The sequence below is a fragment of the Legionella qingyii genome (assembly GCF_003990155.1).
In the GTDB taxonomy this organism is placed as follows: domain Bacteria; phylum Pseudomonadota; class Gammaproteobacteria; order Legionellales; family Legionellaceae; genus Legionella; species Legionella qingyii.
In genome coordinates, this window is sequence record NZ_RZGX01000009.1 from 60,123 (window position 1) to 80,611 (window position 20,489).

Below are 20,489 nucleotides of genomic sequence, written 5' to 3' on the forward strand. Positions count from 1 at the left end.
GCGCACTGCTATTTGTAGAAATAGATTACCGCCTTCGCGGGAATGACAAAGGTTTTTAATTTAACGGTAGCTGCAGTAAGCCTTGAGAGTTGATTCGCCAAGCTAATCTCCAAGTTTACTTCATTTCATTAGTAATGACCTATGGCGTATTTTAAACATAGCTTATTACAGAATAATCCAGCTCTTCTTGTTTTTCCGGGACTTGGCTGTGTACATTCTCAACAGCAGTTCTAAATGCAGTCAGTTTTGCATTTAGTGATTTCCCATGATCTTCGCCTTCTTTGCTTCTTGGCGAGAAATTTTTAAGGCCTATGTCGATCTTCTCAAGCAATTGCGAATGTGTGCTATTCACTTCCTCGACGTTATCAATTGGCGCCTTTTGATAGGCTTGCAATGCTGCTTGCAGCTCCTCGAGGTATTCTTCTCTTTTTTGTGACTCTGTTTTATAACCAAAGCACCCTAATACTAAAGCTGCAGCAGAGCTGAAAAAATCTCTGAAGGCGAAGGTGCTCTTTCGTTCTTTTAGATAATTGTCAAAAATAGATTCTTCCCCAAAGTATCTTGTTTTCAAATCAGCTCGAGCTTGTCCAAATTGTTCTGTGCTCGTAGTTGCCTTCTCAATCGCCTTATTAATTGCTTGCTTAGTTCCTATCTCATCATAAGCCATTTTAAAAGTATTGAGTTTAGCCTTTAATTCTGCTAGGCGTTCTATTTTTGCCTGGATCTCAGGCTCTCTAGTCTCACGCTCACTGATATAGTTCAGAAGGGTCACGAGTTCGCTTTCCTCAAATTCTTTAATGTCGGAGAAAAGCTTTTGTCTTGCTTGCGCTGCATTTGGAGACAATTTTGTTTCCCTTTCTTTAAATCCTTCATATCCAGCAATAACATGATCTAAGTGCTCTAAAATACTGTCCTTATCTTTTTGGTCCTCTTCGGCTTCTAAATCTGCAAAAAGGGTCGGAAGAGAGTGTCCTCCGTTTAACGTTATCAACGTATAAATCTCTTCTCCAGTAAGCTTTAATGGATCCGTATTTCGTTGTTTTTTAATCATTTCGAGATTTTCTTGAAATAGGTCCGGATCATTGATCTTTACTGGCTCAGATTTTCCATATGATATGTAATAAAGTTGACTAGCCTCTTTGCTATAGATATAGCATTTTTTATATGTTCCAAGTTTATCGTTATCAAACTCCTCCTTAGTAGGTAAGTCATCCAGCAAATGGAGGTCACACCCTTCTTTAGGAGAAGGCTTATAGAGCATTTTAAAATAACCAATTTTGTAATGCATTTGGAGCACTGGTTCACGTTCTTTTTTCACAGCAGGATTGTTATTTATACGAATTCTAGTTAAAGAAATTCCCAAGTCACTTTGTTCAAAGAGCTCAATCTCTTTTAGTAATTTTCTTCGAGCTAACACCATGTTTGGTTCACATGCATCGACCCTCCTATCCAATTCAGCATAGACGAAATTAATTTTTGGTAAGTGCTCCAAATCCTCAATACTATTTTTTACTTGGATAAGTCCTTCAAGCATTTTCTTTGTTGCATCAACTTTCTTCTTCACAAGCTCATTGGAGTTCTCCATAATGACCGTCAATTGCGGTTCAATTTCGTTTTCGAAATGTTTAATTTGCTCGTACAGCTCACCTCTTTCGTCTGGGCTCATTTGTTCTAACAAACTAGCCTTTTGTAATAACTCGGTGCTTTTTATTTGAGTGACGGCAAGTTCTTTGAGTTGTAACAGTGCGTTTTGTTTCTCAGCAATTTTAATGCTCAGCGTAGCATAGGTATTCTCGATTCCTTTATCCTCCAAAGAGGCGGTAAGCTGTTTTTTAAGATCTTGGAACTCAGAAGCCAATTCAGGACTAGGAGGTACCTGTTTCCATTTTTTTTCTAATGAGTTGATAGTTTCTTGTACTTGCTTAATCAATTCTGCAACTGATTTTTCCCAATATGTTTTCCTCTCAGTTAAAGGACGACAAATCGTATTTAGTTGTTCCTCAAGATCAGCTGATTGGGCCAATAATTCTTCATTAGCAAGATTGGCAAGATTTTGAAATAATTGATCGAAATTAGCTACGCTTTCCCCAATATCAGCAAGTGCATATTCAAGTTTGAGCATATCTGATGCCAAGATTGCTTGCTGATTACTAAATTCATCATGTTGCATAGTCAAGTCGGCTTGTTTAACTTTTTGTTCTAATTCTGATTTTCCTTGGTTCAAAATATCTAATAGTTCATTTGTTTCTTTTTGCTCTTTGTGTAATTGTTCTTGTTGGGTTTTTAGTAAATCTAATCGTAGTTCGCCTTCTTTTTTTTGATGAGTGGCCTTTTGATAGGACTTTTGTAGACTCCAAAGGTTTTCTTCGGCAATCGATTCACTCTCCGGTTGTTCATCCTGACCTTCAAGTTTAATCTTTAATTCCTTATCGATAAGTTCAATTTTGGCTTCGATGTCCTTAGAAACCTTTTGGAAATCTGATTCATGTTGCCTTGATCCTAAAAGATAACTCGCCCAATCAATTCCATAAGTTATATTTGCACCATAGTACGCGTTACCGTTTTGCGCTCTTTGATACAAGTTGTCATAAAATTCATTTGAGCCACACTCCAAATATTTTATTAACTCCGCTTGTGGGATTTTATCCGCGGGGATGTAGAAGCCCTGGTGCTTACTCAAATCTTCCTTAAATTGTGTTAATTTTTCCTTGGTTTCTAATAAAAATAGCTCACGATGCTTTCTCTTAATTTGGAGCTTTTTGATAGAATCTCTTTGCTGTTTGATTGCTTCTTCAGTTGTGCTAATCTTACTTGCTACTTCTGTTAGTTGAGACTTATGAGCTTGCTTAGAAGATAAAGCTCTTTCATATCTAATTTGGGTTCTATGGTAGTCATAATTAACGTAACTTGAATATTTTTTAGAGTCTTCTTTTTTTTGAAATGTTTCTTGAATACGGCTAGAGGCTTGCTTGGTGGCCCCGTCTCGGTTGAATTTTATTAATTCACGATTAATGCGGCTTTTCTCCAATGTTGCTGTTTGTATTAATTTATTAACGGCGTTGATTTGACTTTCCATTTCTGTGAGCAGCTGTTTTTGCTTCTCACTACGAGCTTTTTTAAAGATATCTTGATAGGGAAATTCTTCAGGCCATGCTGGCAAAGCATCATTTAAATCTGTAGATGCCAACTTTTCCTTTCCTTTAACCAGTTTATCGTGGTAGTCATTAAGTTCCTTTAAAGCCTTATCATAAGCGTCTCTATTAGCCGTTAATTTCACGCTATTGTCTGCATCTGTCGATAAAACAACGTTCAAGCTTATCTCAGGAAACTCACCGGTGACACAAGGAGGTTTGGGGATAGGAAGTCGAGATAATGCTGTATCCTTATCAATATAATCTCTTAATGAAGTAACATCTGCAATATGTAAATCAATAAATCCTTGGTCCTTAATTAGGCTTGAAATCATTATCTCAGTTACCGAGAAGGCTTTGTCTACAATAGATTGACCTTGCTCATAAGTGTCTTCCAGAGCCGTCGCAATTCGCTCTTCGCGCAGTTCATCTGCTACAAATTCTTCAGCGACCAATCGGGTCCACTCTTTTATTATCAATTGTGATTTTAGAACAGAGTTGGATATCTCAGTATTCAATGCCCGAATAAATGGTGATGATATAATTTCTTTAGGCAGGTTTCTTTCATCATTTTCTTTTTTCCATCTCTCATTAAACTCAGCAAATTTTTGCATTTCTATTTTTATTTCTTCATATTTTTGCTTCAAATCTATGAGGTGTGTTTGCACATTCTCGAGATGAGTTTGCAATGCTGTCGTTTCAGTAGGTGGCTCCTGCTTTAAAATCGAATTAACATTAAAAAAAAGCCTTTCTGCGTCGTTTATTTTTTTCTTTAAAGGTTCGAACTGGTTAAACCATTGCATCCTTCTCTCTGTTTTAAATTCTAAATATTCCTTACTTTTTTCAAGGTTAGAATGGATCTCATAAATATATATTCGCCAATCCAAAGTCCATTTCAAACTTTTCAAAAGGTTTTCTGCTGGTTTTCGAACTTTCCCCACACCTCGTAGAGATTCCGGAAGCTCTGCAAGTGCCTGCTCACTCAGTGCTGTTTCTAAAAATGTCTGTAGCGCCTTTCCTACTTGATAGGTTCGATCATCAAAAATTTTGGGAACCCAGGTTGAATCTAGAGAATTAAAGGATTGGGTGATGACATTTCTATTTGTAACTAAAGTAGCAGATATCTCAATGTAACCAGCATTAGGTTTAGGAATAGAATTAGCAATATTAAAAACTGCCTGCAATACTTGACGTGAATACTTGTCCTGTTGCTCTTTGGTCGCAAGCGCTATTTGTTTCTTAACTTCTTGCCGTGTTTTCTTATCTTTTTCTTTTATAGTGACAGTTTGAGGTAGCTCGAAAGAGTCTGGCAAAAGGTTTGGGTTGATAAACAATAGATCTGAAAGCTCTTTGTTTAATTTCTCAGTGTTGGTGGGTAATGCTGTATCTCCATTGATTTTTATCAATTCGTTCTGAAGCGTTTCTACCGCCGCAAATATTGTCTCAAACATTCGGATTACCCCTGGTTAGTCTCTGCTTACTTCCTACTCATTCAATCCAACCTTCTTACGATTATTATAATTGTTGTAGATTAATTTAATATTAACATCGCAGATTGTTTTGATCAAATTTGTTATAATCTGATAATTTGTTGTCTAACTAATAACTAAAAGATATGTAGGGAGACTATTTGGAGGCCTCTAGTTCTCAAAGTGTTTGCCAACATGGTGTTTTTTTTCTTCTTTTGACATAATACTTATCCTATTTTTTCGGAGAAAAACCTAGTGTTTGAACGTCCTCAAGGTGGCGAGCGAGCGGTATTGGTGCAACTGGCATTACCGGGTGTTGATGCAGATAAGGCATTGCAGGAATTTGAAGAGTTGGCTCTTTCGGCAAAAGCGGAAATTTTAGATTGTGTTTTAGGGACTCGCGCAACGCCTGATGCCAAGTATTATATTGGTAAAGGTAAAGCAGAAGAGATTGCCCAGCTGGTTAAAGCGCTTGATGCAGAGTTGGTTTTGGTCAACCATGAATTATCCCCATCACAAGAGCGAAATCTCGAACGTTTATGTGAATGTCGGGTAGTCGATAGAAGCGGTTTGATTCTTGATATTTTTGCCCAGCGTGCACGCACGTTTGAAGGGAAACTGCAAGTCGAACTGGCACAATTACAACACTTATCAACTCGCCTGATACGCGGTTGGACCCATTTGGAGCGGCAAAAAGGGGGTATTGGTTTGCGAGGTCCAGGTGAAACCCAATTAGAAACAGACCGTCGCTTATTGCGAGAACGCATTAAATACATTAACAAACGTTTGGAAAAAGTACGCAGCAGCCGCGATCAAAACCGTCAGGCTCGACGCAAGGCTTCTTTGCTTACCGTGTCTTTGGTAGGTTATACCAACGCCGGGAAATCCACTTTATTCAATACATTGACCGGGGAAAGCATTTACGTGGCCGATCAGTTGTTTGCTACATTGGATCCCACCATGCGCCAGCTTAATTTACCCGGTTCTTCCTCAGTAATTTTAACCGATACAGTAGGATTCATTCGTGATTTACCGCATCAATTGGTTGAAGCCTTTCGCGCGACCCTAGAAGAGACTCAACAGGCGGATCTATTGTTGCACGTCATCGATATTTCTGATCCGCATTGGCGAGACAATGTGTTTTCAGTACAACAAGTTTTGGATGAGTTGGGAGTGCATGATATCCCCATCATTCAGGTATTCAATAAAATTGATTTAAAAGAAGGCTGGGCGCCTAAAATTGATTACCAGGAAGGAAAATGTAAGGTATGGATTTCTGCCGCAGCGAATTTGGGATTGGACTTGCTCAAAGAGGCAATAAGTACTCAATTGCATGGGGCGGTTCTTGTGGAACAGGTCGTACTCAAACCAACTCAGGCAAAATTACGTGCACAACTGTATGAGTTGGGTGCTATTTTAAGTGAATCACATAATGAAGATGGCGATTGGCTATTGAAGATCCGCCTCACCCAAGCCCAAAAACAACGTTTGTTTGCAATGAGTAGCCCACCATCATTGTAAATTGCTAATAGCCTGGGTGTACCGTTCTCTCAGGTCTATACATACCGCGCAACCCAGGGTTTAGAGACACATGTCAGAAGGTAAGACTATTGTCGAACAAGAACATTTTGGATCGCGCCTATTAAAAAAACTCAAGTTTATTCATGCAATGAATGCACCGCTATAGAGAATCATCTTTGGTATTCTCTTCGAGTGAACCAATCAGGATTTAAATTCAAATCCATCCAGGTAATTACATTGTTGCTTGTACGTGTCTGGAAAACACTGAGTCATTGATCGTGCTGATGGAAAAATTACTCAACAACGCTCATTGCCAGTGAGTTGGATATGTGCCCTCTTTTTTATGCACTCCATAGACATCTATAAAGTCGTGAAGATAAAAAAACACTCATTTAGCATGAAAATTGTTCAATTAGGACTTATACTAACAATAGTGTTTTTTGGTTGTAACGGTTTTAATCAGAGCGTAGTAATGGAAAAATCAGATGTAGAGTTGTATAAAAAATTCACAATAACCAGAAAAATTAATAGCATATGTATACTAGTAACACCGTTTATTGCAACACTTTACTGCAAAGCTAACAACTTAAGCAAGCTTGTTCTAACTATTTTCAGGGGTATAGCTTTTGAAATCCCTCCATTTTTTTGGATGACTGCATATCATCGACCCTATAAATTCTCCGTTCTCGCCCATGGTGAAGGTTGGCATAATCGCCATCATGCATTTCCCTTCCCGGCGAGACATAGGCCTTTAAAATGGCAAATTGATTATTTATTACAGTTTTATTTATCTCTTTTCGGATTGGTCAACGAAGTTAGTTTGCCAACAAAAGAACAAATTAAAAAAGAATAATAATGAAGTGATATAAGTTAAATCAATTGGAGAATCGACGGTGAATGATTATCTACAATTAAAAGTTTATAATATCGCAGATCTTATTAGCATCAATACACAAAAAAATCCCCATGCATTAGCTTACCGATTCATCGAATCTGATCGTTCGATACAGTCTCTGACCTTTGCAGAGTTAGAAGCTGAAGTGAATCGATTTGCTGTTTATGTTAGCCAATATGTTAATCCTGGCGATAGAGTCATTTTAGCGGCGAGACCTGGATTGGAATACATTATTAGCTTTTATTCCTGTCTAAAATCAGGCGCGATTGTTGTTCCGGTTTTCCCTCCTGTGAACAGTGCAATGACGGAACGGTTTATTCATATTGTACAAGATTCTACACCAACCCTTGTGGTGAGTGATATGAAGACTCATACACTATTAAAAAAAGGGTTGTTAGTTAACAAATTTTTACCTAAAAAATTAAAAAGATATTCGGGCATTAATGACAGTACCGATCAATTACTCACGCTAATCAATCGACAGCGAATTAAATTAATTGCCAGCGAAGAAAGAAAAAAAATTAATATCGAACAAGCGATACAACCTCTTACAAAAACAGAAAATATAGCATTTTTGCAATATACCTCGGGATCTACAGGTGATCCAAAAGGGGTAATGCTCAGCCATGCCAATTTGTTAGATAACTTTGAAGTGATTCGTAATGCTTTAGATCATCGCGAGGGAAGCCAAATGTTTTCTTGGTTGCCTCCCTACCACGATATGGGATTAATTGCAGGTATTCTTGAGCCTTTATATGCGAATATACCCTCAACATTGATGTCGACCATGGACTTTATTTCACGACCATTAAATTGGTTAAGGTATATGTCAGAGTATGGATGTACTACAACAGGAGCTCCAAATTTTGCTTTTGAACTTTGCATTAAAGCCGCTAGAGATTTAGATCAATCCAAAATTAATTTAAGCCGCATAGAAGTGATAGCTAATGGGGCAGAGCCAATAAATCCTCATACGTTAGAACAATTTTATAAAACATATAAGGCATGTGGTTTACGTGCAGGAACCATTTTTCCATGTTATGGGTTAGCAGAAGCAACAGTTATGGTTTCAGCAAAGCCGATTCTACAAACAGAAAAAATTATATCGCTTGATACAAAATCACTGGCGAAAAACTCAGTGGTTTTGACTGACGCTCCAGACAGTACACGTCTTGTTAGTTCAGGTGTTCCTCAAATGAATGTTGTCATAGTCAATGAACGTACACAAAGTATCTGTCAATCTAATGAAGTCGGTGAAATATGGGTAAGTGGAAATTCTGTTGCAGGGGGATACTATAACAATAGTGAAGCAACCGATACTATTTTTAATAATTCCATTAATGAAGAGAAGTCCGCTACAAAATTTCTAAAAACCGGAGATTTAGGGTTTATTTATGAGAATGAATTGTTTGTGTGTGGACGATTTAAAGATTTAATCATATTAAATGGAGAAAATTATTATCCTCAAGATTTTGAATATACAGTAATTCAAACTCGCAATACTACAAATATAGTTAACTGTGTGTCGTTTTCAGTAAATATCGATAATAAAGAAAAGTTATGTATTCTATGTGAGCTGGATAAGAACATGACAAATCAAGTTAGCTCTTTTGAGTGCATTTGCAAAGATGTGGTATTGGCTGTGACTGCAAAACATGAAATTACACCCCATTCTGTTTATTTATTACCGCCAAGAACTATTGAAAAGACTACTAGCGGAAAAGTAAGACGAAAGCAAATGAAGAATAAGCTGATGAACAATGAATTAAATTACTTATATGCTTGGAAAATAGGAGAAACCGAAGATATTAATCAAAATATTAACTTAACGAGAACAGAAAAAGAGGTGTGCGACTTATTTACTGATGTACTAAATATTCAAGTTGGAATTGATAATCAAATTGTACGAACTGGTATTGATTCAATAGATGGAATACAAGTAGTAAATCGAATAAAGGATAAATGGGGCATTGACATTGATTTACATCGTTTCTTCACTAACATAACGCTTAGAGAGTTAGCCAGTTATATTGATAACCATAAAAATAAATGTGAAGTGAATCAAATGGAATGCAATCTGAACTCAGAGAGTTCGGATGATAAATTTCCATTAACCGCCGCACAGTCAAGCATGTATTTTATGAGTAAACTCCATTCGCAATCTCCCATATATCATCTATACATGATATTTGATATTAAAGGGGAATTGCATGTTGAAACGTTAATATATGCTATTAATGAAGTTGTTAAAAGACATGCAGTTTTTAGAACCTTCTTTGAATCATGTGATGGTATTCTCATGCAACGCATTAAAAAAAGCGAGAGCATTAAAATACCCATTTATAATTTATCTGAAAATGATCAAACAGAAAGCAATGATGTATTAAAAGAATCAATACAGCAAGAGACTGAAAAGCTCTTTAACCTGGAGACGGGCCCATTAATAAGGGGTTGTCTCTATATTTTGAACGATAACACCTATAAATTATTAATTTGTGTTCATCATATTTTGGTAGACGGGTGGTCACTTTCATTATTTTCTGAAGAGTTAACTACCTTTTACAATGCAGGCATGAACAATGCAAAATTTGTTCTCCCTAAATTACCGATACAATATTATGAGTATTCCCAACAACAAAACGTTAACTATAATCGTAGCTATTCGAAGCTAATTGAGTATTGGAAGAATGAGTTAAATAATGCTCCCTCTGAATTACTTTTACCCAAAGATAGGTCTAGAGACTCATTAAGGGGGCACTCTGTTGATAAGGTTAAATATCTAATTCCTCGAGAAGTAGCAAATCAATTAAAACAGATGAACCATCGCCAACATACCACTTTATTTATGTTTTTATTGACTGCTTTTCAAGTATTGCTCTCGCGCTACTCTGGTCAAAGCGACTTCGTAATTGGTATCCCAACAACACACAGGCGTCAATCTGGATTGGAAAAAACAATCGGATATTTTATCAATACGCTCCCAATTAGGGCTACCTTAGATGAAGGAGAAACATTCAACAGCTTATTAAGGAAAGTAAAAACAAAAGTACTTGATGCACTAAAAAATCAGGATATTTCTTTTGATAAAATTGTTAATGCGCTGAATAGACAGCGCAATGCAAATGGAACTTCGTTATTCCAAGTCATGTTTGTTTTACAAAAACATACTAAGCCACAAATGAATATGGAACATCTCGATGTAACCGTATCTTATCATAATGTGGCCTCCGAGTATGATTTGACTTTAGTATGTGAGCCAGTTGAGGATGGCATTGACTGTTCATTTGAATACGCTACATCTCTATTTGATAGAGATACTATTGAGAGAATGACAGAGCATTGGGGTATTTTATTACAAGAAATTACGAATAAATCAGAGGAAGAAGTAGACAAATTGTCGTTAATGACGCCTAAAGAATTGCAAAAAATTGTAGTTGAATGGAATAGAACGGAGTCCAATTATCCAAAGCTTAAAACGTTACAAGAATTATTTGCTGAAATGGTCGATGCATACCCTAATAATACTGCATTAATGTTTAATAATGAAAAGTTAAGTTATAAAGAACTTGATGTAAAAACAAATCAATTAGCCTCCTATCTTCGAAATAACGGCATTACAAGTGAGTCTTTTGTCGCTATAAGTTTAGATAGAGGAATCAATCTCATCGTCGCTATTCTGGCTATAGTTAAATCTGGAGCCGCTTTTGTACCTTTAGATATAAATTATCCAGATGAACGATTAAATTATATGCTAAACGATACTAAACCCTCATTAATCATTACCCAAGAGCAATACTGCACGCGATTTGATAATTTTTTAGGGCGTGTCGTTTTCATTGAAGAGTTGGGCGATAAATTGTCAGACATAAGAAACTATGAACATGATATTGTTTGGAGTAAACCTAATAGTGCGGCTTACGTCATGTATACATCAGGCTCAACAGGTATACCTAAAGGGGTTGTCGTTGAGCACTACAATATCGTTAGATTAGTTAAAAATACAAATTACATCACGATTACTTCAAAAGATGTAGTTGCGCAATCATCAAATATATCTTTTGATGCATCTACATTGGAGATATGGGGGGCATTACTGAATGGGGCCTGTTTATGCATTCTTGGTTTTGATGAGGTACTTTCTCCGAGCAAACTGAAAATGGCAATTCAAAACAATAAGATATCAATTTTATGGTTAACAACCAGTCTATTTCACCAAATTGCTCATTATTCTGAACCTGTTTTTTCTAGTTTAAAATATCTTTTAGTAGGAGGAGAAGCGTTAAATCCTGCAATAGCAAGTAAAGTAATGAATAATAAAATAGGTAAACCAGGATATCTGATAAATGGTTATGGTCCAACAGAGAATACGACATTTACAACAACCTTTACCCTTAAGAAAGAAATGGATTTTAACAAAACCATACCAATAGGTAGTCCGATCAGTAATACTTCAGTCTATATTTTGGATAAAAACTTGGCTCCTGTGCCGATAGGAATAATTGGTGAATTATATGCTGGTGGGGATGGCGTGTCTCGCGGTTATCTAAATCAATCAGAAAGAACAAAAGAACGATTTATTCCTGATCCCTTTTCAAATAAACCAGATAGCAAGATGTATAAAACAGGGGATTTATGCCGTTGGTTAAAAGACGGTACCATTGAATATATAGGAAGGATTGATAACCAAATTAAAATACGAGGATTTAGGGTTGAGCTGGGCGAAATAGAAAATTTATTAAATAGACAGCCGCAAGTACAGGAATCTGCTGTAGTAGCCTGTGAAGAAGGAGGCGAAAAAAGACTTGTCGCTTATGTTGTTTTAAATACTAGTGAAATTAAAGACAACAGAGATGTATTAGTGGCACAATTAAAAATGCAACTTCCTGAATATATGATTCCTAGTGCATTTATGTTTATGGATAAACTTCCAATAAACGAAAATGGCAAATTAGATCGTAAAGCATTACCCAGTCCGCAACATGTTGCTTCATGTTCTGAGTATGTTGCTCCACGCAATGAATGTGAATCGATACTTAAGCAAATTTGGGAGGATGTATTACAAGTTTGTCATATTAGTGTAACTGCAAATTTTTTCGACTTGGGAGGGCACTCATTAAAGGCTATTGAATTAATGCATGCCATTAAACAACAGACTGGCGTCGAACTCAATGTTTCTACCCTATTCAATGCACCAACGATTGAGAGTATGGCTCAACTACTAAGTAAAATGCAATCGACTACATCTCCCTTGGTAGAATTAAAAGAAGGTGGAAATTTACCCGTCTTTTTTGTCCATCCGGTAAATGGCAATCTTTTAGGATATACAACATTAATCAAAAAACTGGACAAAAATCAGTCTGCATATGGTCTGCAGCAAACCCCGTTACAGCAATCTAAATCCATTAAAGAGATGGCTGCTCATTATATAAATGCCATGAAGCAGGTTCAGCCTAAAGGGCCATATCGACTTGTTGGTTGGTCTTTAGGTGGTGTTATTGCTCATGAAATATCCTATCAATTGGAACTTCAAGGAGAACGGTTGATTAAACTATTAATGATTGATAGTTATCCTTTGAATCATTTGTCGGAAGCAGTGTGCGAAAATGAAGCGCTTGTCTGGTATGATTTGTATCATGAGTTAAATCATCGTTATAACTTGCAATTAAATAAATCGTTCAATGAACTCAAAGGGATGACACAACAAGAATGCCAAGATTACCTGACTTTACATGCCAAGAGATATAATTCAACAATAAATTTTGAGCCTCTTTTTGAGCAGATAAAAGCCAATTTGCAAGCTGGGAAAGACCATCAGCCTGGAGCAATCACGGCGGATGTTTTCCATATTCAAGCGAGCGAAACAGCTCTGTCTCCAGAGACTTGGAAACCCTATTTGGCGAGTATGGTTATTTATAAATTCGCTGCAAATCACTATAGTTTATTAACTGAACCGGTCATTGATGATCTAGTATCTTTACTAAATTCGAAGGTATTAACATGATAAAAGATGGCTTTGAAACTCCTTTTTCATTAAAGCCTTATTTCTTTTTCTTATCTTCATTTTTTAGTTTTTTTAAATTGGAACCAACTTATTTATAAGTATTAAAAGCAAAAGGACTAAAAGAATTGTAGGAGGAATTATGGATACTTTTGATTATAATGAAGCATTTAGTCGAAATATTGGTTGGGTTTCTGAAATGGAACAACAAGTATTACGTACTAAAAAAATTGCTATCGCCGGAATGGGTGGCGTTGGTGGAATTAATTTCTTAACTTCAGTGCGTCTTGGAATTGGGAGTTTTCATATAACTGATTTTGATGAATTCGAGCTTGCTAATTTTAATCGGCAAATCGGCGCGACCGTTTCATCAATTCACCATATGAAGGCCGATGTATTAATTGCTATGGCCAAGGACATTAATCCGAATCTAAATATTCAAAGTTTCCCTAATGGTGTGAATCCTGATAATGTAAACCAATTTCTTGATGGGGTAGATTTATTCTTCGATTGCATTGATTTGTTTTGTATTGAGGCAAGAAGACTAGTTTATTCTGAATGTTGGAAAAGAAAAATTCCAGTAATTTTCTCAGTTCCTCTTGGGATGGGATTTGGTCAGGTAATTTTTTTGCCAGGGAAAATGAGTATGGAGCAGTATTTTAATTTTGACAAGGATAATTCAGAGTTAAATTCAATCAAACTATTGTTGGGTGTTTCACCCAAAGGCGCTCATACTTCTTACTTAATGGATAAGTCAAGGGTTAATTTAGAAAAGAAAAAAGGTCCTTCGACCATTATGGGTTGTCAGTTTTGCGCAGGGGCAGCAGTAACCGAGGCATTAAAAATTTTATTAAATAGGGGGACTGTTTATGCCGCTCCCTATAGTCATCAATATGACGGTTATCGAAATAAATATTTCAGAGTATATATGCCATATGGTAATCGTAATCCAATTCAAAAATTACGCATATTTTTAGCAAAAAAAATGTTTATTAATAAAGGAAATCAAGAATATCCTTATCCAAATTTAAATTTTAATAACCCTATTGAAAACATCCTTAATTTGGCCCGATGGTCACCTAGTGCCCATAACAGTCAAAAGTGGGAATTTTCTGAGATTAATGATAAAAGTTGTAAGTTAAGCATTTTATCTACGGACATTTCTGGCCCTTCTAACCAGACAATAAAAATTAATTTCCTTCATGCGGGGCTTATGCTTGAAACACTAAGGCTTGCATCATCTTACTTTAAGCACGATTTTTCATGGACATTTGTTCCTAATGAAGTTGAAGGAGATAATACGTTACATTTCAATTTAAATTTCAAAGAGAATTTATCTATAACTCCAGATCCCTTATCTCAATTTATAAAGATACGGTTTACTGATCGACGTCCTTACCAACTAAAAAAAATAAATCCTAAAGTGTTAGAAGCACTTAAACAAAGTATTTCAATCAATCATGGCATTGTTTTTAAGGAAACTTTTAAAGATAAATGGAGGTTCTCTCTTCTTGATGCGAGAGCTCAAAAAACAATGATGTTACACCCAAAATTGATTCATTTCTTTTCAGAAAAGTCTCTTTCAAAGAATGATTTTCCCAGTCAGGGAATACCTTTGGGATCTTTTAATATATCCTTTATTTCCAGGTTGTTATCTCGGTATATACAAAAAAAACCAAAGCTATTTCACACTTTCATGGTTTCTTTCAAAGGCTATTTGTTGCCGCTATTAAAAGTGTCTATTATTTCCAATATGTTTTCAGGAGCGCAGTTTAGTATTGTTCGATTAAATAATGCCCATTCGGAACAGTCAGGAGTAGGCGATATCAACTCCATGTATTTAAATTTCATCGAGGATGGTCAAATGGTACAACGCTTTTGGCTAACATGCGCTCAACATGGAATTTCAATATGCCCAAGCTATTTTGCAATATTATTATCCAGGAGTGACACCCAAGAATATTACGCCAAGGATTTTGAAAAGCACACAAGGTTATTAAAGAAAATAGGTATCAGTTTTAACAATATACATGGGAGCTTGGCTGACAATATTATATTTTCAGGAAGAATAGGGTACCCTAAAAATTACGAAGTTAAATCGCGTTCTCTTCGCTTATTGTTAACTCATTTGATCAAAAAGACGTAACAAACTGTGCATGTTCTTAAATCATGAACTGAAGGTAGTAATAGGTTTGGTGGGGTGTCAAAAATCAAGGATATCTGCCTTGAATAATAGGCTATTAAGATTGCTTAAAACAGGCATAACTTAACCCTTTCTGCTCCTATTACCAACGACACGAGCCAAAGCCCAGGCAATGATGCTTTATGCTTTTTTTATCGCAGTGTCTAGAGTTTTAATGTCTTGCCCACCATAGAGGGTATTAACGAGATCTCCTTGTGGATTGATGATGAAGGTAACAGGCACACCAATAATATCACCTAATCCTAATGCGAGTGCTGGGTCAGTAGCTAATGATGGATACAAGATATTGAATTTTCGAATGAGTTTGTTTTGCTTATGAACTGGCAGCCCATCATAATTTACTGCGAATAATACGACAGGGTCGTTTTCGTGTTTTCGATAAAAATGATTTAACTCAGGAATTTCATCGATACAGGTTTTACACCAGCCCGCCCAGTAATTAATAAGCACCCATTTCCCTTTCAGAGATGAAAAAGAGATCGTATTGCCTTGAGTGTCTTTAAGTAGAACATCCGCCTGACAAGTGGCTGCGCTGGTCATTAACATCAATGCTGCAAATAAGGATTTTATTTTTGAGTTCATAGTTATCTCATACACTATTCAGAAGCTGCTTTATTTTATTGTAAGTGTGAGTCGGAAAAAATATCTTTTTGTACTATACCAAAAAATACTCCTGAAATCGCATGGTTCTAATGAGTTGTGCCTGCATAGTAGACCCTTAATCAGTGATTTAGGTATGATGACGGTATTTTAAAATATAACCGGGATCTCCATGGCTAAACTCTATTTTTATTTTGCAGCAATGAATGCTGGGAAAAGTACCGTTCTCTTGCAATCAAGTTATAACTATCGTGAACGTGGTATGAATACTTTATTATTTACGCCAGCGATTGATAATCGTTATCAGCATGGTATGGTCTATTCTCGCATTGGATTATCCGAACAGGCTTTGATTTTTAATCCAGAAGATGACCTGTATCAGCTCCTTTTGGCACAAGAAAAAAAATACGCGTGTATTTTGGTTGACGAAGCTCAATTTTTAACGCGAGCACAAGTGCATCAATTAACGGAAATTACTGATCAATTGGGTATTCCTGTTCTGGCATATGGGTTGCGTACGGATTTTCGCGGCGAATTATTTGAAGGCAGTCAATATCTTTTAGCTTGGGCCGATGAGTTGGTTGAACTCAAAACCATTTGTCACTGCGGACGTAAAGCGACCATGATTTTACGGTTAAATGCTCAAGGTGATGTAATTACTGAGGGTGAGCAAGTTGTTATTGGCGGTAATGATATGTATTCCTCAACGTGTCGTCTGCATTTTAAACTAAAAGAACCAGGAATCACACGAGTATTAAAAGAAGAAATGACCGAGTATTGATAAAATTTTCTTAGCCCCTCACCTTGCTGGGGGCTAAGAAAAGACCTTTTGCCTTATGACTTACAGTTTATGCTGCAAACTCTCGGCGCTTGTAGAGACCAGTTCTTTTGCCGGATTTGCTTCGATCAGATGCAGCGCATATTCAACGAGTTCTTCCGAGCCTATAGGAATCTCTGCGGGAACATCCTGCAATATCATGGTCTTATCAGAAGCTGAATATTTTCCCAACGTTTCTAGATACTTAAGTGAGCTCATCATAATAGAGGCATCGGCCAATGTTAAAACTCTATAGCCATCTTTAGCTACGCCTAATTTTTGTGCTCGTTCATTCATTTTATCAACGTACTTCAGAAACATTGAACTCTCTGCGGAAGTCGTTGATGCAATTTCAATGGACATTATTCGTTTACGAAAGAAGGGGTTTATAATCGTTGTTGTATCTACGGTTTCTGCTTTCGTAAAACCACTTAAAATACGCCCAGCGCCTTGTACTAGCACTATACTATGCAGATCGATATCAAATTGCGGGCGCCAATCATCTTCTTTTGTTGCGCCCAAGACTACGGTTGTTTCATTATTTCCCTGAGCAAGATCAAAAATATTTTCACCTCTGGTGTATTCTCCAGGTGCCTGTTGGGCATTGAGAATACTTTGATAATATTGAAACTGTTCCACATCGATATGCCGTGCTGTTTGTGGTCGAATATATACTGCAGGTAAACACATCGATGCAATGGCTCCTTTTGCACTAATAAGCTGAAATCCTACCATGTATTCTTTAACGGTGTATGGATCTGGTGATGTTGAAAGCAACACACAGCTCTGGGGCTTATGTATAAATTCAGCTATGTTTAAAGAAAAAGGTCTTTTAGTATATTTCCCGGCACCAAATCTTCCATAGGTCGCAATGCTTTCCACTTCAGCAAAGCCTGCCATCCCACGGTGAATTATATCCAGTCCACTTGGCAAACTGCCTAGCATTTGATGATAATCTACGGTTGCTTTTTTAGTAAGCTCATGATGGGTACTTTCGGTTGGTATATCTCGAAGGGGGCTAAAAATCTTCCCCATGCGAGCAGATTTTGCCAAATGGTTTAAAACCACACGACGGCATGGACTAACAGGGGTAACTCGAGCGACTCTGCCTAACATAACTTGGGCCTCCGGGTTGTTTTTGGCCAAGCGTAATTATTTTTAATTGCGCTGTTTATTTTATAAGCATAGTACAGGGTATTTTTTGTTCAAAAACGGGGCATAATGACTTGAGATGCTACGAAGGATAAAATTAAGGATGTTGTGCGAGAAGTAATTTTTGAGAAGAACTAATTTACCAAGATCGAATCATGGATTTTGATCTATGCTATATTAGCAGAAGGAAATTAAAGTTTTTCGTTAGCTAACATGGAGCGTATTCATGAGCGAAATTAAAGTAGAGCGATTAATCAAAGGTATCCTGGTACGAGAAGGTGCTGGTGTAAAATTACATCGCTATATTGGTATCGAGAGAAGCAATGATTTTGAGCCTCTTCTTTTACTTGATTATTTCAATAGCGCGGATCCTTTGGATTATATGGCTGGCTTTCCTTCCCATCCACATCGTGGTTTTGAGACAATTACTTATTTACTCGATGGCAGTATTACTCATGAAGACAATAAAGGACATAAAGGAGTTATCGCTGCAGGCGATGTTCAATGGATGACTGCCGGAAGAGGAATTATCCACTCAGAAATGCCCTCAGCTAATTGTAAATTACATGGCTTGCAGTTGTGGCTAAATTTGCCTGCTGCAGAGAAAATGGGCGCCCCCTTTTACCAAGAAATGCAAAGTGCCCAATTGCCAGTGGAAACAAATGACTCTGGTGCTCGAATTAAAGTCATTGCCGGTAAGACCGATAATGGAACCAATTCGCCAATTACAGGTATTGCTACCCAACCTTTTTTATTTGATATTATTTTGCCACCTGGTGCCAGTATGCAGCAACATATTCCCAATGACTACCAAACGATTCTTCTGGTGATTTCTGGAACCGTTCGTATCGGTGAGCAATTAGTACAACATGATACTGTGGCAAAACTTGGCGACGGAGATATTTTGCTTTTGAAAGGAGAGACAGCAAGCCAATGTATTCTGATTGCTGCGGCGAGACTCCATGAGCCTATAACTCGACATGGGCCATTTGTAATGAATACTCAGGAAGAAATAATACAAGCTTTGGATGATTTTCGTAGCGGTAGATTCTAAAGCGTTCGCGTGATGCTCGATCCTATGCAATGAAGTTCACTAAATTTGGTCTAAAACTGGATTAATGGATGTGAAATAAATAAGTGAATAGGAGTAAAGCCAGGCGACTTTTATTTGTTCCCCATTTATTGGTGTGACCATCCCTAACCCTTCTCCCACTTTGGGGAGAAGGGTTAGGGATGAGGGTCACATGAGCCATGCAGCTAACAACGATTCCATTGTTTTTCTTGCCGCTTTTAATGCGTCGGAATCATGGGAGGAAGGGCTATGCAAGTCATCGCAATGGGCGGCTCCTTGAATCAATTGATATGCCAATTTGGGATTAATTGCATTTCCATTTTTTTCGGCTAAAGAGAGAGTAGACCAGGGATCGTTTTCTCCATTAGTAAAATAAATGTTGGAGGTTAGGATATCCATTAAAGGAGTGTATAAAGTGTTATTGAGCTCTATGGTGTTGGCAGGATGGGTTAAGCCAAACAAGCGTTGGCATACATGGTGATGGTAATCCAGATTAATTAATGAAGATCGAGTAGAAAGCGTTGGGTTAGGATGGGCATTTTGCCAATAACCATATTCTTTGCATGATTGATAGTACCACTGACGCATGCCTAAGCCATCTTTATAATCACTGGGGTTTTCACTCATGGCGCCCTGCGCGGTCATCTCTACCGCACTGACATGCATGTCCTTGTATAATTCTTTGGCAAATTCGGCGTAACCTTGAAGTGGAGTTGGACTTGCAGATAAGCTATTGCAAAAATCATCACGCATTCCATATTGTACTGCTGCAGCCCCGGTATCCGCGATCAAGTATAAAAAATCAACAGGATCATCGATTGCAGATGCATCGAACAAAGCTTTCATTTGGGGCCACTTTGTCGCATCGTTTATGCTGGCTTCTACTTCACCGACTGCTTCTCGCATTTGGTTGGCACATTGCGAACCGGCGACTTGAGTCACATGGGCATCGTATTCAATAAAGTCTTCCTTAGCCATTACTGGTGCAGATGAAGCTAAGGCACCAACAACTAAATAAGGGAATTTTAAGCGATAATAAGCTGATAATGAACCAGGATAAGAGCCTCCAAAAGCGACCCATTTGCCAGTCCAGTTTTTCTCATTAGTTATGTGGCGTTGAAAATAAGCCAAATCATCCAAAGTGGCTTCTGTAGTTAAAAAGCGTAAGTTTTCGGTGGACAATGAATTGAAAGGTAAGCTCTCACCATAGTATCGATGTTCTAGAGCAATGAGTTTGGCATGAAACTTTTGTGCATAAGTTCTAATGGCACCATTTAGTGCACGCTTAGTACAAGCCGCTTCACCGCAAATATAAAAGAACACTGGGGAATCATCTGTTGGGCCATAAGTTTCATCAATATAGTAACGCTGAGAAAAGGTTCCTATTGCTGGATCATTATGATCGATAAGTTGCTTGAAATAGGCGAGTTGAATCTTTTTTTCAGCAACTAAAGGAATTTTTTCTGCTTGTTTTTGTTGCACGTAGCGTTCCACAATTCCTGCCTGGGCTGAAGAGACAGTAGCGCAGAGACCAAGAAAAAGTATGGTACATTTTTTAGTAAACATCATATGCATTATCCTTAGCGTGATATAAATTCCATTCATTAAAGTGAGGTTAAGGTGGCTTTTTA

Annotated in this window: 10 protein-coding genes; 6 read left to right on the top strand and 4 right to left on the bottom strand. The window is 37.3% G+C overall.

Going from position 1 to position 20,489, the window contains the following annotated elements:
• Positions 1-151: 151 nt before the first annotated feature.
• Positions 152-4,582 (bottom strand): coiled-coil domain-containing protein, encoded by a 4,431-nt coding sequence (locus tag ELY20_RS08010; protein WP_110142525.1) that lies wholly within the window; start codon positions 4,580-4,582, stop codon positions 152-154.
• 273 nt (positions 4,583-4,855) lie between these two features.
• Between ELY20_RS08010 and hflX the strand changes: the two genes are divergently transcribed.
• The 4 genes from hflX to ELY20_RS08030 all read left to right on the top strand — a co-directional run bounded on the left by hflX (position 4,856) and on the right by ELY20_RS08030 (position 15,160).
• Entirely contained in the window at positions 4,856-6,121 is a 1,266-nt protein-coding gene (gene hflX / locus ELY20_RS08015; RefSeq protein WP_110142524.1) for a ribosome rescue GTPase HflX, read from the top strand.
• A 472-nt stretch (positions 6,122-6,593) separates the two neighbouring features.
• A complete protein-coding gene (locus ELY20_RS08020; RefSeq protein ID WP_126955479.1) occupies positions 6,594-6,974 on the top strand; it encodes a hypothetical protein in 381 nt (126 codons plus the stop codon).
• Positions 6,975-7,014: 40 nt separating this feature from the next.
• Positions 7,015-13,017: a non-ribosomal peptide synthetase gene (locus ELY20_RS08025; RefSeq protein WP_110142522.1), complete on the top strand. Its 6,003-nt coding sequence runs from the start codon at positions 7,015-7,017 to the stop codon at positions 13,015-13,017.
• Positions 13,018-13,156: 139 nt separating this feature from the next.
• Positions 13,157-15,160, top strand: coding sequence for a ThiF family adenylyltransferase (locus ELY20_RS08030; protein WP_199739213.1), 2,004 nt, complete (start codon positions 13,157-13,159; stop codon positions 15,158-15,160).
• A gap of 177 nt (positions 15,161-15,337) precedes the next feature.
• Here ELY20_RS08030 and ELY20_RS08035 read toward each other — a convergent pair whose 3' ends face one another.
• Entirely contained in the window at positions 15,338-15,799 is a 462-nt protein-coding gene (locus ELY20_RS08035; protein WP_110142520.1) for a TlpA disulfide reductase family protein, read from the bottom strand.
• Between the two features lie 190 nt (positions 15,800-15,989).
• On the opposite strand from ELY20_RS08035, the gene ELY20_RS08040 reads away from it, so the two are divergent.
• Positions 15,990-16,598 (top strand): thymidine kinase, encoded by a 609-nt coding sequence (locus ELY20_RS08040; RefSeq protein WP_110142519.1) that lies wholly within the window; start codon positions 15,990-15,992, stop codon positions 16,596-16,598.
• A gap of 60 nt (positions 16,599-16,658) precedes the next feature.
• On the opposite strand, the gene ELY20_RS08045 is transcribed toward ELY20_RS08040, so the two are convergent.
• Positions 16,659-17,750, bottom strand: a complete 1,092-nt coding sequence (locus ELY20_RS08045; protein ID WP_110142518.1) for a hypothetical protein — start codon at positions 17,748-17,750, stop codon at positions 16,659-16,661.
• Between the two features lie 262 nt (positions 17,751-18,012).
• Here ELY20_RS08045 and ELY20_RS08050 point away from each other — a divergent pair, with 262 nt between their 5' ends.
• Entirely contained in the window at positions 18,013-18,840 is an 828-nt protein-coding gene (locus ELY20_RS08050; protein WP_110142517.1) for a pirin family protein, read from the top strand.
• Between the two features lie 186 nt (positions 18,841-19,026).
• On the opposite strand, the gene ELY20_RS08055 is transcribed toward ELY20_RS08050, so the two are convergent.
• Positions 19,027-20,427, bottom strand: coding sequence for a S28 family serine protease (locus ELY20_RS08055; RefSeq protein WP_110142516.1), 1,401 nt, complete (start codon positions 20,425-20,427; stop codon positions 19,027-19,029).
• Positions 20,428-20,489: the final 62 nt, after the last annotated feature.